Genomic DNA, 18,844 nt, shown 5'->3' on the forward strand with positions numbered 1-18,844 from the left:
AATTAGTTAAAAATTTCAATCTTATGTAAAATATTGTCTTATTTTGTAATTTTCTTGTTGACTAACGAGACGATATCTACTTTTCAATAAACTCCATTTGCATTTCTTGTATACTGCTTTCTATTTGCTTTATTTGTTCTATCAACCTTTCCTCTAAGTCAAGATTACCGCTCAGCCTCGCTTCGGTTCTTTCTTTTCGTAATGCATTTAACTCTTTTAGTAACACTATATTATTCCACACAATTTCTGCAGATTTTCTCTCGTTCAGTTGGCTATTTAGTACACTAGTTTTTTCAAATACATACTTTATAACGTTAAACTGTTTCAATTCTTGTAACAAAGCCTCTTTATCGAGGTTGCTTTTGTTACTTATTACATCAATTATACGCTGTTGTAATCTTTTCATCTCATTAGTAAATTCAAAATGAGAAAATTGCTCAAAAAATATAGGACGGTTCAAGATTTCAGGAAATTCTACGGCTATACGCAAAATTACGGCCTGATTTTGCTCTGCTTCAATTAGCTCTGGAGACTTGTTATGAAGATACTCACCTTTTGTTGCTCTAGTTTTACTATTAAAAATCTGTTTTTTGAAGCTACTTCTTAGTTCACTAGCCTTATTGTAAAAATAATCTCTGTAATACCTTCTAATACTGCTGTTGCTAATAGTATTTACATATTCCATGAACTTGTGCTCAAGAATTGAATATTTTTCCGGAGCAAGTTTTTCATAATTTTGCAAATTGCTATCGATTATGTGATGCCATAAATATTCAGAATGCAGTTTTGTTGAATGGTCAAGAGCAGTCAACACGTCTTCTTTCTTGTATTCCAGTTCGTTACATATATCGTATGGATCTTTATTACTCGGCAAAGTCACAAACTTTAACGTGTATCCAGGCTCTAATATTAGCAGAGCAAGTTCTGCAACTCGAGTAGCAGCATGACGTCCAGCACTATCGCCATCCATACAGATGGAGATTTCTTTAGCAAATCTCCATAGATTTTTTATCTGTTCTGCAGAAATTGCGGTACCAAGCGGAGCAACTGCATTACTAATTCCCGCTTGATGTAGCGCTATAGCGTCCATATATCCTTCAACAACGAGTATGTGCTGTTTTTTACGTATTTCGCTTAAAGCAAAGTTTAATCCGTATAAATTCTCCCTCTTCTTGAAGAGCTGACTCTCTGGACTGTTTAAATATTTCGGCTGTTGCTCAGAACTTAGCGCACGTCCGCCAAAACCAATAACTCTCCCTGCAATGCTCTGTATAGGAAATATCAGCCGGTCATAAAAATAATCATGAAAATTTTTGTTTACTAATCCAATATCAATTAAAATTTTGTCTTCAATACCTGAAGAGTTTAAATACTCTTTCAAACCAGAGCTTGGTGCATAACCTATCTTAAATTTATCTATGATTTTAGGTAAAATCTTACGCTGCTTTAAATAATCTACAACACCTTGATTTTTTTGTGCAAACCAATTTGCAGCTAAATCAAGCGCTAAAAATAGTTTATTGTCCTCTTTGGTAATACTAAGATTTTTGGGCAGTTCAACACCTGTAACCGATGCTAATTTTTCCAATGCTTCTTTAAAGCTTAATCCTTCAGTTTGTGAAATAAATTCAAATGCATCACCACTAGCCAAGCAACCAAAACAGTAATATAACCCCTTAGTATTGCTCACCGAAAAAGATGGGGTTTTTTCGTTATGAAATGGACAGAGCCCAACAAAACTATCTCCTCTTTTTATTAATCTGACTTTTTTACCTACTAGGTCGGATAATAATAATTTTGATTTTATAATATCTATATGATCCATCTTGTTAAATTAGTAGTAGGATAAAAATTATATAGAATTTATACACATCTGACTCGAAATTTATTTCTATAACTAAAGCAATTTGGATTTACCGACAATGTAGCTATACAAATTCAAGAGCAATCCTGTCATCCAGGTAGCCCACAGAAACAAAAAACTTCCTTGACAAACCTCGCCAGCGCCCTTATCATGAAACTGAAGCTATTTATTTATCTTCTCTGTACAGATTAAATGACAAAAAAACTCAACGTATCTGGCGTCTCATGTTTAATTTTTTGCACTATGTGCACCTTATGTCTTTATCAAATTTCCGGGTTTTGACCTACAAAAGCTGAAATACGCTTATAAAGCATTTAAAACATTAAAAAACGCCAACTTAAAAAATGGATAGTGAATAACTAGCTACCCTAGGGTTTCTTTTGCCTTTTTTTCTGTTTAGTAAATTTCTTAACGTTTATAATTTAGATTAGTTGCGGCTTAAAAGCAGCTAAATCGCGGTTATTAAGTGTTTAGAATAAAAAAACGCCATACTTGAAAGTATAATGTAAGTAATTAGCCAACCACGGGGCTTCTTTTGCCTTTTTTTTCGTTTGGTAAATTTCTTAATATTTATACAGAAGGTGTCATTCCAGTGCTTGACACTGGAATCCAGTTCTTATTATACAGCTATCTGGTGTACTTATTTAAAATTAAGTTTTCTGGATCTCAGTGCCAAAGCACTGGGATGACACCCTTCCTGGCGGAGATTATTCTCAAATCACAATGTTCGTACAGTTGTGGAATGAATTGCGGTATGACGTAGGAAAACCTTAGCTATAGCTTTAGAACTCCCAAAAGGTCAGAAGCATTGAATGACTTGACAGAAAGTTCAAACCCATATAAAATGTCCTTATTTCTTATATGTTAGGTATAGTATCAATTGCCTCAGATCATGCTGGTTATGAATTAAAATCAGAAATAAAACCTTACCTGGAAGCCCTAGGTTACAGAGTAGTAGATCAAGGCTGCACTGCTAAGCAAAAGTGTGTAGATTACCCAAACTATGCTGTTAAAGTTGTAGAAGATATAACAAGCAAAAAAGCAAATTATGGGATATTAATTTGTGGTACAGGTTTGGGCATGAGTACTGTGGCAAATCGTTTTGAAGGAATCTACGCTGCTTTATGTAACAGTGTTGAGATCGCAAAATTAGCTCGCGAGCATGGCAACGCAAATGTACTGTGTCTTGGTGCAGGATTTACTGCGAGTGGATTAGCAAAAGACATAGTCAAACAATTCCTCGAAACAGAATTTTCAAAAGAAAGCAGACATAAAAAACGCCTTGATAAACTCAGCAATATAACCTCTAAGAAAAAAAAAACAAAAACTTATAACGAAGATGAAATATCAAAATTCGCTAAAATGGCAGGCCAGTGGTGGGATGAGAACGGCAAATTCAAACCATTGCACATAATGAATCCTGTTAGAGTATCTTACATTATTGAGAAAATAAAAGAGTTAAAAAAATGCAATTTGAAAGAATTATCATTGCTTGATGTTGGATGCGGTGGTGGCATTTTGTCAGAGTCAATGGCACGCGTTGGCATTAACGTTGTGGGAATAGATGTATGTGAAGAAAACATAAAAGTAGCGCATTCACATGCAAAAAAAGTAGGGTTAAATATAGAATATATACACACCAGCATTGAAGAGCTAAGCAATGACAAGAAGTACGACGTGGTTCTGCTGATGGAAGTAGTTGAACATGTGGATAATTTAGAGCTTTTCATGAAAAAAGCGATAGAACTGCTAAAACCGGAGGGGTTAATCTTTATATCCACAATAAATAGAACTATTAAATCCTTTTGTCTTGCAATAATTGGTGCAGAGTACATATTAAATTGGCTGCCAAAAGGTACACATAACTGGAATAAATTTCTCAAGCCGTCAGAAATTGCAAATCACTTAAGAGAAAATAATGTAACGCTGCAAAACATGGCTGGCATGGAGTACAACGTAATAAAGCGTGAGTGGAATCTAACTAAAGGCGTGGATGTTAATTATATACTCTGCGGTTTGTTAGATTTAACTCTATAAAAGCACCATTTTCACTTCCAATACTTTGAAGGATCTTGGCCAGCTTTTATACAGTAGCCTTTATTAGTTAGCGCCCAACCGGAACGACAAGCATAACCTGTACCTACACGTTCATATCCAGGAGCAGCAACACACTTTCCATTCTCCAAGGTTTGACCTTTAAAAAGACAACAAACTTCTTTTTCTGTTACCTTTGTTACAATTTGAGGAGCACCAAAAAACACAGCAACAAACATACCCAGTGCGAAAAGTGCAGGCCAAGGCATTCTGCCAAATATTGCAAGTAAGCTTGAACCAATTATTACCACTGTAATCATTGGTCCACCTATTCCATGAACGTAACCTATTACATTACACATTACATCTGTTGCTCCATCAGCGTGTGCATCAAATGCATAGAAAACTATAAATAGAATTACAAGAAAATTTCTCATTGTTCTTTCAATAATCATGCCTGATTGTTTCTTATTTTAATAAAATTTCAGTAAATAGCTTTTTTCAAAAATTATGCTTAACCCAATCAATATTTATTTATTACTGCCTTTTTAATACTATAATTAACTCAGTTGATTTTTATCAAAATGCTAAACCATGGAACAATTCGAGAACTTTTACATCACCACGCCAGTATATTACGTAAACGATAAGCCGCATATTGGTCATGCATACACTTCTCTCTTGTGTGACGTGGTGGCAAGGTTCATGAAACTAGCTGGGAAAAATGTCAAATTTACCACTGGTACAGATGAACATGGACAAAAAATAGAAAAAGCAGCTAAAGCAAAGGAAATGCAGCCAAAAGAATTTACAGATGAAGTGAGCGTTTCATTTAAAGAATTGGCTAAGTTCATGAATTTTGAGTATGACGATTTTATTCGCACTACGGAGGAACGTCACAAAAAAGCAGTTATAGCTTTATGGAATAGACTTGAAGAGAGAGGGCAAATATATTTGGATTCCTATTCGGGTTGGTATTCAGTTCGTGATGAAGCATTTTATCAGGAGTCAGAGCTGATAGATGGCAAAGCACCAACAGGTGCTGAGGTCCAGTGGATAAAAGAAGAGAGTTACTTTTTTCGCTTATCAAACTGGCAAGAAAAATTACTGGAACTCTATAAAAATCAGCCAAGTTTTATCTTTCCTGAGAGCAGAAGAAATGAAGTGATATCGTTTGTAAGATCAGGGCTCATTGACCTCTCAATCTCTCGCACTAGTTTTAACTGGGGAATAAAAGTACCAGGTAATGGCAAACACGTAATCTATGTCTGGATAGATGCATTAACCAATTATCTTACATCAATAGGTTTCCCTAGTACTGAAGGTGAGGAATATAAGAGGTTTTGGGCAGAACCAGAAACACAGATTCCAGTGTCAAGCACTGGAATGACACCAAACCAAGGGAAAACGCAGATTCCAGTGTCAAGCGCTGCAAACCTAGCTGACAACTCTTTCAACGTTCATGTAATCGGTAAAGACATATTGCGCTTTCATGCTGTATATTGGCCAGCGATTCTCCTTGCAGCAGACCTGCCACTGCCAAAACAAATTGCAGTTCATGGTTGGTGGTTGAACGAGGGAGAGAAAATATCCAAGTCCCTTGGTAATGTCATAGATCCAATTGGCCTCGCTCAAGAGTTTGGTGTTGATCAGCTACGCTATTTTCTCCTCAGGGAAGCAAGCTTCGGCCAAGATGGCAACTTTAGTAAGAAAAATATGATCAGCCGGATAAATTCAGAACTGGCAAACAACATAGGCAATTTAGTACAAAGAACAATTTCATTTTTACACAAGCAATGTTCTGGAATTGTACCAACAATCGATCAAAGCCTACTTAAAGGTGAAGAAAGTCTTCCAGGTTGCAAAGCTATACTCGATCAAGTGATGAATCACCTATCAAAGTATGAATTTAACCATATCATACTTCTAATCATCAACATCTCTTCTGAAGCAAATGCCTACATAGACAAAAGTGCACCCTGGACACTAAGCAAAACTGACAGAGAGCGCATGAATTTAGTAATTTACAAGTTACTGGAATATATCAGGATAATAGGCATTTTATTGCAGCCAATCGTTCCCAAGTCAGCAGAGATGATACTAAATCAACTGCAAATTCCGAAAGAACAACGAGATTTAAAATCTTTGTGCGACGCGTGCGTAAGTTCAGGCATAACATTGCCTAAACCTACGCCGGTTTTTTTGAGGGTTGATGCTAAAGAGGAGAAATAGTGTAAAAACTATTTCTCCTGGATGGGATTATCTTTAGTTAACGACGGTGCACACCGCTGTCTACATATTCAAGTTAGGTGGCAAGTGCCTTAGTTACTTTAGCACAATATGGTTTAGTAACATCAGCACCTATCACTACTACTTCAGTAATTGCCGACTTAACCTTTCCTAGGCTCCATGCAAACCAGCCTTGACCATTTTCTTCTTTAGTTGGCTGACTTTCTGGGCTAGAAATCTCAGTACCTTTTTCATCACCAGATTCTGCATCATAAAATACATCCTGATCCTCAGAAAGACTCATTAAATAACTTTTAGCAGCATCAACATTTAAATGATCAGGTTGCTTAGGAACGTTATCAATATTTAAATAATCCAAACTATTAGCTCGTTGCTTTTGCTCACTGGAAAGAACCTCAAGATTTAAATAATCCAAACGAGTTAGTTCTTGCATGCTAGGTTTAGATCCATCTTCACGCTTAAACTGCTCTTCCGGACTAGAAACCTTAGTACCATAAATCCTACTGTACAAGCTGCTTCCAACGCTGTTAAGTGCTCCTCTTACAGATGCAATTGACGCATCATAAGTATTTTTCAAGCCACCTCCAATACCACTAAGTGTTCCTTTTGTAGACTCAGTTGATGGCACATAATTATCGTAAGCATATTTGCCAGAATACAAGACACCATTAACTGCTTCTTTTGCAAACCAAACAGCGCTATTAACTGTTCCTTTTGCAAGCTGAACAGTGCCATCAGCAATTGCCACTTTTAATTTGTCTTCTTCTATCTTTTTATTTTTTTCAGCTAGTTGAGTTTTTTGCTCAGAACTTTTCTGCTTTTGAGTGCGTACTTGATCTTTTAACTTAGAATTTTCTTCCTCTTGAGCTTCTACTTTATTTTTTAACTTAGAATTTTCTTCCTCTTTAGCTTTTACTTCCGCTTCTTTTTTAGCTAGTTGAGTTTTTTGCCCAGAAATTGTTTGCTCTTGAGCTTTCATTTTATTTTTTAACTCAGAATTTGTTTTGTTCTCACTAATTGCTTGATACGAAAGTGCAATAGCTACAGCAGAAAATACAGCACCACCAATAATAAATGGAAGGCCAACACTTAATGCTGCAACTGGAGCTAAGAAACCAATATAAGGAGCTGCAGCAAACACTCCAGATGCTAATAAAGTTAAAGCAGCCAGAGTTCCAGCTATATAATAGGGTACATTGTTTTTATTCATCATCTCACGTATTATAAAATATAATACCATTATAAAAGGATTTTTAAGAAGTTATCAAGCTATCTTTACATAAAAAAAATAATTGATAAACTTGGGAACAAGAAGATTGCTGTCAAGCTATGAACTATGCCTTTCCGTGTAATCTTTAAATGCACCTCTGTTAGAGTCAAAATATAGCTTCACACTGCCAATTGGCCCGTTCCTCTGCTTTGCAATAACAAGCTCTGCAATATTTCTAATTTTCTCCATTTTCTCTTGCCATTCCCGATGTTTATTGTTTCCTTCACTTGGTTGCTTTCTCAATTCGTAGTATTCTTCTCTATAGAGAAACATTACTATATCTGCGTCTTGCTCTATGCTCCCTGAATCACGTAAATCAGAAAGTTGTGGTTTTTTATCATCCCTCTGCTCAACAGAACGAGAGAGCTGAGATAGTGCAACAATGGGAATATTTAGCTCCTTTGCAATTGCTTTCAAACCCTGCGTCACTTCCGAGATTTCTTGCACTCTATTTTCATTACTCCTTTTTGTTGTTCCTCTGATTAGCTGCAAATAATCAATGAATACCACTTCTACATTATATAATTGATACAGCAAGCGTATTCTGGTGCGAAGGGCACTAATTGATAGCGCAGGGGTGTCATCTATGATGAAAGGCAGTTCAGATAATTCTGTACTAGTATTGATAAATTCATGCAATTCAAAATCACTAATTCTCCCGGTTAATGCCTTATAATAACTAATCCCTGAATCTATAGTGATCAGCCTTGCAGTTAATTGCTCTGCTGACATTTCAAGCGAGAAAAACGCTACATAGTGTTGCTTATCTGCTCTTTTTTGCAACATCTTACAAGCATTAAGTGCGATGTTTAGCGCCAATGCTGTTTTACCCATAGAAGGCCTTGCAGCTAAAATTAATAAATCAGATTTTTGTAGACCACCAAGAAGCTGATTTAGATCTTGAAGTCCGGTTGTAACGCCTAGCGCTTCTGGATTATTTTTCAGTGTGCTGATCTTCTCAACTACATCTTTAATTGAACTTGCAAGTTTTATATATGTTTTCTCACCTTGTTTTTTTACTGCCAAATTGAACAATTTTGTCATTGCTTGTTCAATTTGCGCCTGTGCAGGATTTTCAATATCGTAGTTGTAGCTATCACCAACTATTTCTTGCCCGAGCTTGATTAAACATCTCCTTAAGTAAGTATCACGGATTATTCTAGTCAAACTATAAATATCAAGTGCAATACTTGCCTTCGCTGCAAGCTTTGCTAAGTACTCTACCCCGCCACACTCGGTAAACGCTTGGTCGTTCTCAAAAAACATTTTGAGGCTCAGTTCATTGGCAACTATACCGTGTTTCCTGGTTTTAGATATTTGCGTAAAAATACTTTGATGCAGTGGATCATAGAAATTTTCTGCTGTAATTGTGTCTTCAACTGCATCACAGATTCTATTATCACGAATCATTGCACCAATAAGCATCTGTTCAGCTTCTAAATTATGCGGTAATTTACATATTTCCTTATCTACACTTCTTGAACTGAGGAGATTGGCTAATTCATTCATTTTAAGTTTTGAGAGTAACTGTTGATTATTGTAGAATATTTAGTCCTCATTTGAAAGATGTAAAGGCAAAAAAATTTGACTAATTCCGTGTTGCCTATAGCATTAAAACTTAATGCCCCTGTGGTGGAATGGTAGACACGGCAGACTCAAAATCTGTTGCTTGCAAAAGCATGCTGGTTCAAGTCCGGCCAGGGGCACGTTAAATATTGGAAAGTATATATATGTTACATAAATTTTTTAATCGTTTATTTTCTATTTTTTCTTCTATAAATGTTATTCAAAAGGTAAAGAAAGATGAAAATGGGATATGTTATGTAACGGGCCTCAGGCGCTATATATCAGTATTGCTTGATTTAATTATTATCGTTTTGTTCTTGCAGTTTTGCGGCCAAGCCTTTAATCAGCTCTTTACAAACTCAGAGGATAGCAAAATATTCAGCCAAGTTGCTGCAAAATCCCCAATGCAAGTGCCACTTTCTATAGAAGAAAAGGCAATGCAGAGTAGACTTGTAAAATTAATGATTCTAAATCAAATAGTCCAGTTTATTATGCTCTTTTGCTATGTAATATATATGTGGGTAAAGTTTGCTACTACACCTGGAAAACTATTATTTGGGCTTAGAGTTGTGGATGCACAAACTTTCGAAAAGATGACCCTAAAACAAGCAACAAAGAGATTTTTTTCCTTTATATTGTCAGTTGCACCATTGTTCTTGGGCTTTTTATGGTCAAATTTCAACAAACGCTGTCAAACTTGGCACGATAAGATCGCAGGCACAGTGGTTGTCACGAGTAAAAGCCTTAGAAGGCAGAGCTAAAAACTACTTGACACCCTTCGCCAGCACCTTTATCATGATAGTGAAGGTATTCAGTTATCTTCATCTGTGCAGATTAAACAGCAAGAAAACAACGTAGTTGGCGTCTTATTTTTAATTTTTTGCACTATGTGCACCTTATGTCTTCACAACATTTCTGGGTTTTTACCTATATAAGCTGAAACGCGCTTATAAGTCGTTTAAGACAGTATAGTACGCCAATTTGCAGGATTAGAGAGTGACAACTAGCTAACGCGGGGTTTCTTTTGCCTTTTTTTCTGCTTAGTAAATTTCTTAAACATTTAAACTAAGGTGAGTTGCGTTTAAAAGCAGCTAAATTGCAGTGTTTAAGATTTAAAAAACGCCAAATACTGAAAATAGACAATGACTAGGGCTTCTTTTGCCTTTTTTTTCATTTGGTAAATTTCTTAATGTTTGTAGCTAAACGACAACCGTCATCCCTGTAAAGATCAAGTATCCCGCTACTTGTTAGCGGGACCTAGAGATACCGCGAATGAATCGCGGTATGACGGTTCACGGTGGCATGACGGTTAAGTAATTCGTCATCCCGCTACTTGTGAGCGGGATCTCTTGTTAGCGGATGAGATACCGCGAATGAATCGCGGTATGACGGTCTGCGGCGGTATGATGGTCTGCGGCGGTATGACGTAGAGCTCGCGTCAGCTACTTTCATGACACCATTTGCTGTCTTTAAAAATGAATGTTCTTACAATTGTGCGTCATGCGCTTTATTAAATATTTTACTTAAAAATCTAATTTCTTATTATACAAGAGATAAGCAATTCATTGATGATGAAAAATTACAAAAAGGGGCATAGAAAGCGCCTAAGAGAGAAAATTATTTTAGATAATGGACAATCATTACTTGATTATGAAGTTTTAGAGCACATTTTATATTCAGCATATAGTAGAATTGATGTAAAACCGGTGGCAAAGAGTTTGATAGAAAGTTTTGGCAGCTTAAATAAAGTTTTTAATGCTGACCTGGAAGCGCTGCAAAACGTTGATGATGTCAGCAATGCAGCGATATCTGCCATCTTTTGTGTAAAACAAGCCTTTGTTCGTTCTGCAAGAGAAGAAATAAAAAACCTGCCTGTAATCGATAACTGGGAAAAATTGCTTGATTATTTAAGAATAAGTATAGGAAGCCTCAATAAGGAAAATTTTCGTGTCATCTATATGAATAAAAAGTATCGTCTAATAGCGGAAGACTTGCAAAATATTGGTACAGTAGATCAAACTCCTCTTTATGTCAGAGAGATCATCAAGCGCGCACTTTTGATTGGTTCAACATCCATTGTAATATCTCACAATCATCCAAGCGGAGATACACAACCTTCAAATAGCGATATATCTCTCACTAGACAACTAGCAGAAGCTTGCCAAAGTATAGGAATAGAATTAATAGATCACATTATTATTACATTCAGTAGCTATTTTAGTTTCAAGGAAAATAGGTTGTTGTGAAAGCCTTTATAGCTACAGTAACTTAGATTTACCGACAATCGTCATTCCGCTACGTGTTAACGGCTAAGAGATACCGCGAATGAATCGCGGTATGACGTAGATTGCTGTCATCCCGCTGCTTGTTAGCGGCTGAGATACCGCCGCGGTATAGTAACTCGTCATCCCGCTACGTGTTAGCGGGATCTATCTGCGGCGGCATGACGGTAAGTTTTATTGTGGTATGATGGTGTAGTATAATGTTGGTAAACCTCAGTTACTTTAGCTATAAACGATTAAGATGAAGTTATCATATATCTATATACTTACAAATAAAGCTAATAGCACATTATATATTGGTGTAACTGCAAATTTGATCAAGAGGATTTGGGAACACAAAAACAAAATTGTTTCAGGTTTTACATCAAGATATAATGTAAATAAACTTGTATATTTTGAAGAGTTTGAAGATATAAGTTTAGCTATTGCAAGAGAAAGGCGCCTGAAAGAATGGCCAAGGCAGTGGAAAATTAATTTGATCAATCAAAAGAATCCTAGCTGGATTGACTTATATTACTTAGCTTTAAGATAGCTATGCTGAGATCCCGCTAACACGTAGCGGGATGACGAGAAAGGAGCAGCAGGATAACGGTTGAGTAATTCGTCATCCCGCTACTTGTTAGTGGCTGAGATACCGCGGCGGTATGACGGTTTGCGGTGGTATGACAGTTAAGTAATTCGTCATCCCGCTACTTGTTAGCGGGATCTATCCGCAGCGGTATGACGTAGGACTGCTGTCATTCCGCGACGTGTTAGCGGCTGAGATACCGCGAATGAATCGCGGTATGACGGTCTGCGGCGGTATGACGTAGTAGCTATTTCTTGCAATCAAGTTTCGTTAAAAGTCAGATTGAATGGTTAAATCTTCCACCCAAATAACCACGCACTCTACTTGCTTGTTTGGATATATTTCTTGTACTAAGGTTTTATAGATTAACATCTGTTTTTTTATTTCATTTAATAAGGAAACAGAAACGTTACGGTGTGATTTGTAGTCAATTATGATTGCTTTATCTTGCGTTATGCATAGCCTATCTAGTCGTACTAATACTGACTTGCCATCAATTGTTCCACTCAGTGTAATCTCTGATTTGCCTTCCAAGTCAAACAAATAGCCATATTTTTCATTAAAGGCTAATATTTTACTGTAAATTTCATCCTTATCTTCGCTGATGTTATCAAGGTATTTTCTGACCCAATTTTTTCTCCTTTCTTTTTCTATCTTGGGCATATACTGCAATATGCTGTGAATAATCAGGCCTCTTGCATAACCATCTGTCATCCAAGTAGCTGACACTGGGATCCATTCTGCTCCTTCTTTTTCACTGGATTCCAGCGTCACGCGCTGGGATGACACCGAAGAGTGGGCTAAAGCTGGTGGAAGGGAAATGACCGGAACGTCAAAATAATCACGTTTTTTATAAATGTAAGGGTAGTTTGCATTCACGCATAATACTTCAACTTTTTCTTTAAATATTGGCTGTAAATCCCTTTGTTTCTTTTCATATGGCTCTCCGTACTTAGTGATTAGATCATACCAAGAGCCCTTTTGCACTGGCTCTTTACTTAAGATGTATAACTCATCTTCAGCACGCGTGAGTGCTACGTATAATAAACGCAAATATTCATTATAATCCTCTAGTTTTTTCTCTCTTTTTACTTGATCGCAATAAGCGTTGTTGTTTTTTCCACACCAAAATGGCACTTCTGTTCCATCAAAGATAATGCTTTCACTGTTTCTTGGCACTGTGTTTGTATCAACCAAAAATACTATGGGAGCTTGCAGACCTTTTGATTTGTGAATTGTCATTATTCGCACAGCATTGCGTTCTGATTGCATATCATTCTTAATCTCCGGATTATTCTCCTTGATCCATTGAACAAACGCTTGAAGAGATGGGTTTTCAAATTGCAACACGAGGTTCATAAATTCGTCTAGAACCTCAAAGCACTCAAGACCTAGCCTTGCAGCAAATTTCTTCTTACCTGTACGCAATATATGTGTAAATAGTGCAAGAGGAGACTCTATGCGAGATAAGTTAATGAGATAGTTTAATTCACTATAGATAACCACAGAATAATCCTGAATTCTTTCCCATAGTGAATGCTCTTTACGGTCGTATGCAATGTTAAATAAATCATCCTCGGTGAAATTAAATAGCGGTGATTTTAAAGCATTTGCAAGAGCTAAATCATTTGCCTGGAGGAGTAAAAATTCGGCCAAAGCTATTAAGTCCTGCACGGCTATATAGTCCATAATTCTAAAATAATCCCGGCCTACAACTGGCACGTTTGCTTTTTTAAGTTCGCTTATTATGTAATCAACTAATACGTTTCGTTGCCGTACCAAAATCATAATGTCTCTTGGCTCTATATGGCGATCTTTAGCGACTAAAATTCGCCCTTCATTTAACCAATTGTGAATTCTGTTGGCTATTGTTTGAGCAAGTAATCGGTCTGCTATTATATAATTTTCCCTGCATGTCAGAGGAATTTGTAAAGCTTGCTGTTCTTTCTCTTTGCGCCTTGGTAACGCTGGCCAAATTTCAATATATCCTTGGTCATTTTCTCTATGTGGAACATGTTTTATTTCATTATCATTAAAAGATATTTCTGCGCGGAAGTTATTAAATATTCTATCTACAAGCATCAAAACTTCTGGAGTTGAGCGAAATGACTTTTCAAGTTGGCATGATATCCAATCTCTACCACCAGTTTTCGTATGAAAGTATTGTTGCATATAGTTGAATAGATGGGGATTTGCTCCTTGAAATCTGTATATGGATTGTTTTACGTCACCAACAACAAATAAGGTTCGCTTTTCATCATTACCGGCAAAAAATTCATCGCAGAGATTTGTTATAATTTTCCACTGGCTGATGCTATTGTCTTGTGCCTCGTCAACAAGGATGTGATCTATTTTTTGATCCAAGTTAAACAATATCCAATCTTTATAGTTTGGATTGCTAAGAAGATTTGTTGCTAAGTTGATTATATCATTGTAGTCAAGCAGTGCATTTTTTGATTTTTCACTATTATACAAATCAACATATACTTTAAATACACCAAGTAAGCTACTGGTTCTCTTGAATATTTGATAAGAGTTCATGTCTCTTATATGGGTAAATACTACATTCTGAACGCTCTCTATTATTTGCTCTGCATCTTTGAATTTCTCCAAAATACTTTTTGTTGCAATGGATGATATGCTCTTTTTTTCGTGCGATTCTGATTTTAAAAAGACCTTGGCTAGGTTTTCTACTTTAGTGTCATTCCAGCGCGTGACGCTGGTTCTTTTCTTCTGGATCCCAGCTGGGATGACAGTAGAATAAAGTATTTCACTATAACTCTGATCTCTTTTACTGCCTTCACTTAATATCTCGGCTAGTCTTTCCACGTGCTCAATTGTTTCACTCTGTAAGTCATGAATTTCATCTGGGGCGCTCAATTTATCTTTGATATATTTCGAATCATTTGCTGACGCTGATCTTTTTACACATAAAGTATAAAGCAAATCGCGTAGTTTATTTTCATCAATTTCAGTTGCAATAAGGTTGATATCATCCTGCACAGTTTCGTTATGAAGCACTTTATTGAATATGATGGAATGTAATTCTTTGCATTCGCTCAGCGTGCAATTTGGAGCAATGCCAGCTTCTATAGGAAAGCTGGAGATTAATTTGTAACAGAAAGCGTGTATGGTTTGTATAGTTAGACCAAGATTTTCCAGTTCAGAGAAAAGCCTTCTTGCTCTTGTTAAATAATCTTTATTTTTTCTGGATCCCAGTGTCACGCACTGGGATGACATTGGAAAGAAATCTAGTTGTTCTAGATCTGCTGCCAACACACTATCTGAACATATTGCCCACTTACTGAGTATGCTGTGAATGCGATTCTCCATTTCGTTTGCTGCAGCATTGGTGAATGTTAAGCAAAGAATATTTCTTTTGTTTTCTAATAAAAGTCTCAATACTCTGTCTATTAAGATTTTTGTTTTGCCTGTACCAGCGGACGCATTTACCCACACAGAGAAATTAGGATTTATGGCATTTGATCTCATCAGAAGTGCGAGAACCTTATAAAAGTTGACTAGAATAGCATTATACATATAATGTAAAAATAGTGTTAGTGAAGATATATAATGAAAAGTTTTTGTGTAAAGGCGCCTGCAAAAATCAATCTTTTTTTGCATGTTGTAGACAAAAAAGAAACAGGGTATCACTTGATTGAAGGTTTATTTGTCTTTGCTAATCTCTCTAATTTTTTGGAAATAAAAGTAGGTGAGAAGGATTCTAGATACGATAACTCTACAGTTGAATTTATAAACTCCGAGTCTAAAATAAATAACCAATATAACACTGTAATGAAAGCGGTTAATCTGCTGCTTAGGCATGCTCCTGTACGCACTAAAGTCACTGTAAAGGTTGTAAAAAATATACCAATTGCTGCAGGACTTGGTAGCGGATCCTCAGATGCTGGAGCTGTGGTACGTACGCTAGGGAAGCTGTGGGAGATTGATAGGACGATTTTAAATGAAATAGCCTTAAACGTTGGTGCTGATGTTCCCGCAAGCGTAGATAGCAAGCCAGTTTTTGTTAGAGGTATTGGCGAAGAATTATGCCACATTAAAAAATTCTCTTTACCTACAAATGTGGTGCTTGTGAAACCGAAAAAAAGGTTTTTGAGTACACCAGAGGTATTTTCCAAACATGAAGGAAAATTTTCTGAGCCAATTAAATGGAGCGATGACGCTGAAAAGGATTTGTTGAAGTTTCTTAAAGAGACGAGAAACGATCTTCAAGAAATAGCAATAAGCTTTGTACCTGAAATTAAGGATGTGATATCAACACTTAAGTCACAAGAAGGCTCTATACTTTCTCGCATGTCAGGCAGTGGTGTATCATGCTTTGGAATATTCGATAGTGAGGAAAATGCAAAAGCTGCTGCAGTTAATATCGGAAAAAAGCAACCAGAATGGTGGGTATGCAACACTCAATTAATAGTTTGACTTATGGATATAACTCCCTTAATTTCCGAGAATAAAAATCTTATAAATGGTTACAGGGAAGGAAAATTTTTGGTAAACAATCAAGAATATTGCGGCTCAATTATAATTTTTCCTGAAAAGGTGATAAAATTGAAAGAAAGTGATATAAACAGCAAGGAGTATTTTGAATCTTTTTTAACAGAGGAAATAGAAATTTTGTTAATAGGTACTGGTAAAACACGCAATATACTAAGTTCTTCAGTGAAGTCCTATCTTATGGAACAAAAAGGTTTAAATTTTGAATTTATGACAACAGGTTCTGCATGCAGAACCCATAATATTCTGATATCCGAAGATAGATTTGTTGTCAGTTATCTAATAGCCATATAGCATGCTTACCCAGGACTTTTTCATCAACAGTCTAGTTGCAGTAGTTGTAATTAGCCTAGTAACAGGCGCTTTAGGATCGTTTATGATATGGCAAAGGTTATCTTATCTTGGTGATAGTTTGTCCCATTCTTCGTTGCTTGGTGTTGCACTTGCTTTAATCTTTAAGATTAGCCCATCGCTTAGCATAATGCTCATTGCAATTACATTTGCTATACTACTTTCTCTTAATTTTAACAGATTATATTCTGCTGATACGATATTGAACATTGTTACCAATGTAGTTTTATCATCGAGTTTAATACTTATGTCTTTTCTTCCATCTGGCAATAATAGTATTATTAGCTCACTGTTTGGTGATATATTAACGCTCGATCAAAGTGATATAGTATTGATTTTTTTAACCTCTGCAGTAGTTACTTTGATATTAATATTTAGATGGCGTTATTGGTTAATGATTTCAATTAATCAAGATTTAGCAGTAGTTGAAAAAATTAATGTTACCTTTGTTAGACTAGAATTTTTAATCACTCTTGCTATATTTATAGCAATTGCTGCCCAACTAATAGGAATATTACTCATTGCTGCATTTTTGCTAATACCAGCAGCATCTGCAAGGCTCATTTCGAAAACTCCAATGCAGATGATTATTGTTGCAACAGTTTTTTCTGTGATCTCTGGGATATCAGGTCTCATGTTATCTGCAAGTTTTGATTTGTTAACTGGACCTGCAATTATACTTGTTGCAGCGGTATATTTAATTATCGCTTATTTTATAAGGCTAGTATTAAGCAGGTTGGCTTAATTTTGATCTCGAATGTTAATAATTTTGTAATATACTCATTATAAAACATCACTATCTTAGCACAAAATAGTTTTTGCTATACTATTATTTGTATGCTAATGATAAGTTGTTAATTTTATGGAGTAAGCAATATGAGCGAAGAAGGATTTTTTTCCAAATATATATCTCAACCTGTGAAAAAATTTTATAATTATATTACAGGAAAAACAGAAGAGTCAGATGATGTAGCAGGTGATGTGCATAATATTGCACAAGGAGACTCAGAGTCTTTGGATACTCATGTACAGTCAAATGAGAATGATATCATATAGATAGCATGAGGGTCACACCATCCAAAGTTAAAAAATTCCTAGAGAAACCTGATGCTTTACGTGGTGTGTTAATTCATGGAAGTGATAACAGTAGGGTTGATTTTTATGTACAAGAAATAATTGCTAATTTGGGTGAGTATTCAGTTCAGGTGATGGATTTTGCAATAGTGAATAAGTCACCCAGTTTACTGTTTTCTGAATTGGCAAACGTTTCGATGTTTACCAGCAAAAAATTAATTAAGCTGATAAATGTGAGTGGAGGTATATCCAAGGAGTTAAAAAATGTATTGGATTATAACGCAAGTGGTCATTATGTAATGATGGTAGCAAATGATCTTCCATATAATTCTGCGACTAAAAGTTATATGGAGAGTTCAAAAATTTTTGGTGTGATTGCTTGCTATAAGGACAGCAACAGCAATCTTTATGACATTATATCAAGTTACTTAAAACAAAATGATATAAAATGCACAAATGAGATAATCTACCATTTGCAATCTTACTTTAATCATAGCAAGCTGCCTATATGTTCAGAACTTGAGAAGTTAGTTTTATACTTAGGGGAGAGAAAAGACCTAAAACTTACTGATATAGAATTATGCTTTTCAACTTCCGGCAACGACTATGCTACACTTGATGATCTATGCTCTGCCATAGCAAGTAAAGATATGTCGCGTTTCATTAGAATTTCTGATGCATTGATATCGCAAGAAAATTTTTCACCGATAGCACTAATTCGCATTATATCAAATTATTTCCTACGCCTTGAAAACGTTTTGCTGTCAGTGCAAGGTGGAATGAGTGAGCAGGCTGCGATTGATCAGCTAAGCCCTCCATTGTTTTTTAAACAATTGCAGAGTTTTAAATCTCATTTGAAAAGTTTGCAACTTTCAGAACTTAAGAAGATCTTGGAAAAATTGATAAGCTTAGAAGTTACCTGTAAAAAAACTGATTTAGATCATAAAATGATTTTTCAACATGCACTGACAGGTAGCTGACTACTCGGATCCAGCCTTTCTTATAATTTCATCAAAATGTTGTATTTTAACATAAAATAGCTGCTTTTATGCCTACCAAAATTCATTCTT

At 35.9% G+C, this 18,844-nt stretch carries 15 protein-coding genes, 1 tRNA gene and 1 pseudogene; 11 read left to right on the top strand and 6 right to left on the bottom strand.

Annotated features, from left to right (window positions below):
- Nucleotides 1-76: 76 nt before the first annotated feature.
- Together dnaG and L0Z58_RS06890 are read right to left on the bottom strand one after the other, a co-directional pair.
- Nucleotides 77-1,825 (bottom strand): DNA primase, encoded by a 1,749-nt coding sequence (dnaG, locus tag L0Z58_RS01735; RefSeq protein ID WP_010082533.1) that lies wholly within the window; start codon nt 1,823-1,825, stop codon nt 77-79.
- 615 nt (nt 1,826-2,440) lie between these two features.
- Nucleotides 2,441-2,530: pseudogene (locus L0Z58_RS06890) on the bottom strand (WPE palindromic element domain-containing protein); the annotation flags it as partial.
- Between the two features lie 195 nt (nt 2,531-2,725).
- Between L0Z58_RS06890 and ubiG the strand changes: the two are divergent.
- Nucleotides 2,726-3,901, top strand: coding sequence for a bifunctional 2-polyprenyl-6-hydroxyphenol methylase/3-demethylubiquinol 3-O-methyltransferase UbiG (gene ubiG / locus L0Z58_RS01740; protein WP_010962529.1), 1,176 nt, complete (start codon nt 2,726-2,728; stop codon nt 3,899-3,901).
- Nucleotides 3,902-3,912: 11 nt separating this feature from the next.
- On the opposite strand, the gene L0Z58_RS01745 is transcribed toward ubiG, so the two are convergent.
- Nucleotides 3,913-4,335: a TrbC/VirB2 family protein gene (locus tag L0Z58_RS01745; protein WP_233395601.1), complete on the bottom strand. Its 423-nt coding sequence runs from the start codon at nt 4,333-4,335 to the stop codon at nt 3,913-3,915.
- Between the two features lie 157 nt (nt 4,336-4,492).
- Between L0Z58_RS01745 and metG the strand changes: the two genes are divergently transcribed.
- Nucleotides 4,493-6,130, top strand: a complete 1,638-nt coding sequence (gene metG / locus L0Z58_RS01750) for a methionine--tRNA ligase (protein WP_010962530.1) — start codon at nt 4,493-4,495, stop codon at nt 6,128-6,130.
- Nucleotides 6,131-6,203: 73 nt separating this feature from the next.
- On the opposite strand, the gene L0Z58_RS01755 is transcribed toward metG, so the two are convergent.
- Both L0Z58_RS01755 and L0Z58_RS01760 read right to left on the bottom strand, forming a co-directional pair.
- Nucleotides 6,204-7,358, bottom strand: a complete 1,155-nt coding sequence (locus tag L0Z58_RS01755) for a hypothetical protein (protein WP_167513689.1) — start codon at nt 7,356-7,358, stop codon at nt 6,204-6,206.
- Between the two features lie 117 nt (nt 7,359-7,475).
- Nucleotides 7,476-8,927, bottom strand: a complete 1,452-nt coding sequence (locus tag L0Z58_RS01760) for a replicative DNA helicase (protein WP_010962532.1) — start codon at nt 8,925-8,927, stop codon at nt 7,476-7,478.
- A 114-nt stretch (nt 8,928-9,041) separates the two neighbouring features.
- Here L0Z58_RS01760 and L0Z58_RS01765 point away from each other — a divergent pair.
- From L0Z58_RS01765 to L0Z58_RS01780, 4 genes are all read left to right on the top strand, one after another.
- Nucleotides 9,042-9,124 (top strand) — tRNA-Leu (locus L0Z58_RS01765).
- Nucleotides 9,125-9,148: 24 nt separating this feature from the next.
- Nucleotides 9,149-9,745, top strand: a complete 597-nt coding sequence (locus tag L0Z58_RS01770; RefSeq protein ID WP_010962533.1) for an RDD family protein — start codon at nt 9,149-9,151, stop codon at nt 9,743-9,745.
- Nucleotides 9,746-10,555: 810 nt separating this feature from the next.
- Entirely contained in the window at nt 10,556-11,230 is a 675-nt protein-coding gene (radC, locus tag L0Z58_RS01775) for a RadC family protein (RefSeq protein ID WP_010962534.1), read from the top strand.
- A 277-nt stretch (nt 11,231-11,507) separates the two neighbouring features.
- The gene (locus tag L0Z58_RS01780) at nt 11,508-11,798 is read left to right on the top strand and encodes a GIY-YIG nuclease family protein (protein ID WP_010082530.1); all 291 of its coding nucleotides are present in this window, start codon (nt 11,508-11,510) and stop codon (nt 11,796-11,798) included.
- A gap of 306 nt (nt 11,799-12,104) precedes the next feature.
- Here the strand turns inward: L0Z58_RS01780 and L0Z58_RS01785 are convergent, their stop codons facing one another.
- Nucleotides 12,105-15,326: a UvrD-helicase domain-containing protein gene (locus L0Z58_RS01785; protein WP_022626255.1), complete on the bottom strand. Its 3,222-nt coding sequence runs from the start codon at nt 15,324-15,326 to the stop codon at nt 12,105-12,107.
- 81 nt (nt 15,327-15,407) lie between these two features.
- Here L0Z58_RS01785 and L0Z58_RS01790 point away from each other — a divergent pair, with 81 nt between their 5' ends.
- The 5 genes from L0Z58_RS01790 (at nt 15,408) to holA (ending at nt 18,754) form a co-directional block, all read left to right on the top strand.
- On the top strand, nt 15,408-16,274 hold the full coding sequence (locus L0Z58_RS01790) for a 4-(cytidine 5'-diphospho)-2-C-methyl-D-erythritol kinase (RefSeq protein WP_010082535.1): 867 nt from the start codon (nt 15,408-15,410) through the stop codon (nt 16,272-16,274).
- A gap of 3 nt (nt 16,275-16,277) precedes the next feature.
- A complete protein-coding gene (locus tag L0Z58_RS01795; RefSeq protein ID WP_010082536.1) occupies nt 16,278-16,643 on the top strand; it encodes an Mth938-like domain-containing protein in 366 nt (121 codons plus the stop codon).
- A gap of 1 nt (nt 16,644) precedes the next feature.
- The gene (locus L0Z58_RS01800) at nt 16,645-17,445 is read left to right on the top strand and encodes a metal ABC transporter permease (RefSeq protein WP_010962536.1); all 801 of its coding nucleotides are present in this window, start codon (nt 16,645-16,647) and stop codon (nt 17,443-17,445) included.
- A 131-nt stretch (nt 17,446-17,576) separates the two neighbouring features.
- Nucleotides 17,577-17,756: a hypothetical protein gene (locus L0Z58_RS01805; RefSeq protein ID WP_010082539.1), complete on the top strand. Its 180-nt coding sequence runs from the start codon at nt 17,577-17,579 to the stop codon at nt 17,754-17,756.
- Nucleotides 17,757-17,761: 5 nt separating this feature from the next.
- Nucleotides 17,762-18,754 (top strand): DNA polymerase III subunit delta, encoded by a 993-nt coding sequence (gene holA / locus L0Z58_RS01810; protein WP_010962537.1) that lies wholly within the window; start codon nt 17,762-17,764, stop codon nt 18,752-18,754.
- Nucleotides 18,755-18,844 lie beyond the last annotated feature (90 nt).

The organism is Wolbachia endosymbiont of Aedes aegypti, assembly GCF_021496215.1.
GTDB lineage: Bacteria > Pseudomonadota > Alphaproteobacteria > Rickettsiales > Anaplasmataceae > Wolbachia > Wolbachia pipientis.

Coding starts and splice junctions, on each gene's coding strand:
- dnaG (WP_010082533.1), bottom strand. CDS start 1,825: ATGGATCATATAGATATTATAAAATCAAAATTATTATTATCCGACCTA.
- ubiG (WP_010962529.1), top strand. CDS start 2,726: ATGTTAGGTATAGTATCAATTGCCTCAGATCATGCTGGTTATGAATTA.
- L0Z58_RS01745 (WP_233395601.1), bottom strand. CDS start 4,335: ATGAGAAATTTTCTTGTAATTCTATTTATAGTTTTCTATGCATTTGAT.
- metG (WP_010962530.1), top strand. CDS start 4,493: ATGGAACAATTCGAGAACTTTTACATCACCACGCCAGTATATTACGTA.
- L0Z58_RS01755 (WP_167513689.1), bottom strand. CDS start 7,358: ATGAATAAAAACAATGTACCCTATTATATAGCTGGAACTCTGGCTGCT.
- L0Z58_RS01760 (WP_010962532.1), bottom strand. CDS start 8,927: ATGAATGAATTAGCCAATCTCCTCAGTTCAAGAAGTGTAGATAAGGAA.
- L0Z58_RS01770 (WP_010962533.1), top strand. CDS start 9,149: ATGTTACATAAATTTTTTAATCGTTTATTTTCTATTTTTTCTTCTATA.
- radC (WP_010962534.1), top strand. CDS start 10,556: ATGAAAAATTACAAAAAGGGGCATAGAAAGCGCCTAAGAGAGAAAATT.
- L0Z58_RS01780 (WP_010082530.1), top strand. CDS start 11,508: ATGAAGTTATCATATATCTATATACTTACAAATAAAGCTAATAGCACA.
- L0Z58_RS01785 (WP_022626255.1), bottom strand. CDS start 15,326: ATGAGATCAAATGCCATAAATCCTAATTTCTCTGTGTGGGTAAATGCG.
- L0Z58_RS01790 (WP_010082535.1), top strand. CDS start 15,408: ATGAAAAGTTTTTGTGTAAAGGCGCCTGCAAAAATCAATCTTTTTTTG.
- L0Z58_RS01795 (WP_010082536.1), top strand. CDS start 16,278: ATGGATATAACTCCCTTAATTTCCGAGAATAAAAATCTTATAAATGGT.
- L0Z58_RS01800 (WP_010962536.1), top strand. CDS start 16,645: ATGCTTACCCAGGACTTTTTCATCAACAGTCTAGTTGCAGTAGTTGTA.
- L0Z58_RS01805 (WP_010082539.1), top strand. CDS start 17,577: ATGAGCGAAGAAGGATTTTTTTCCAAATATATATCTCAACCTGTGAAA.
- holA (WP_010962537.1), top strand. CDS start 17,762: ATGAGGGTCACACCATCCAAAGTTAAAAAATTCCTAGAGAAACCTGAT.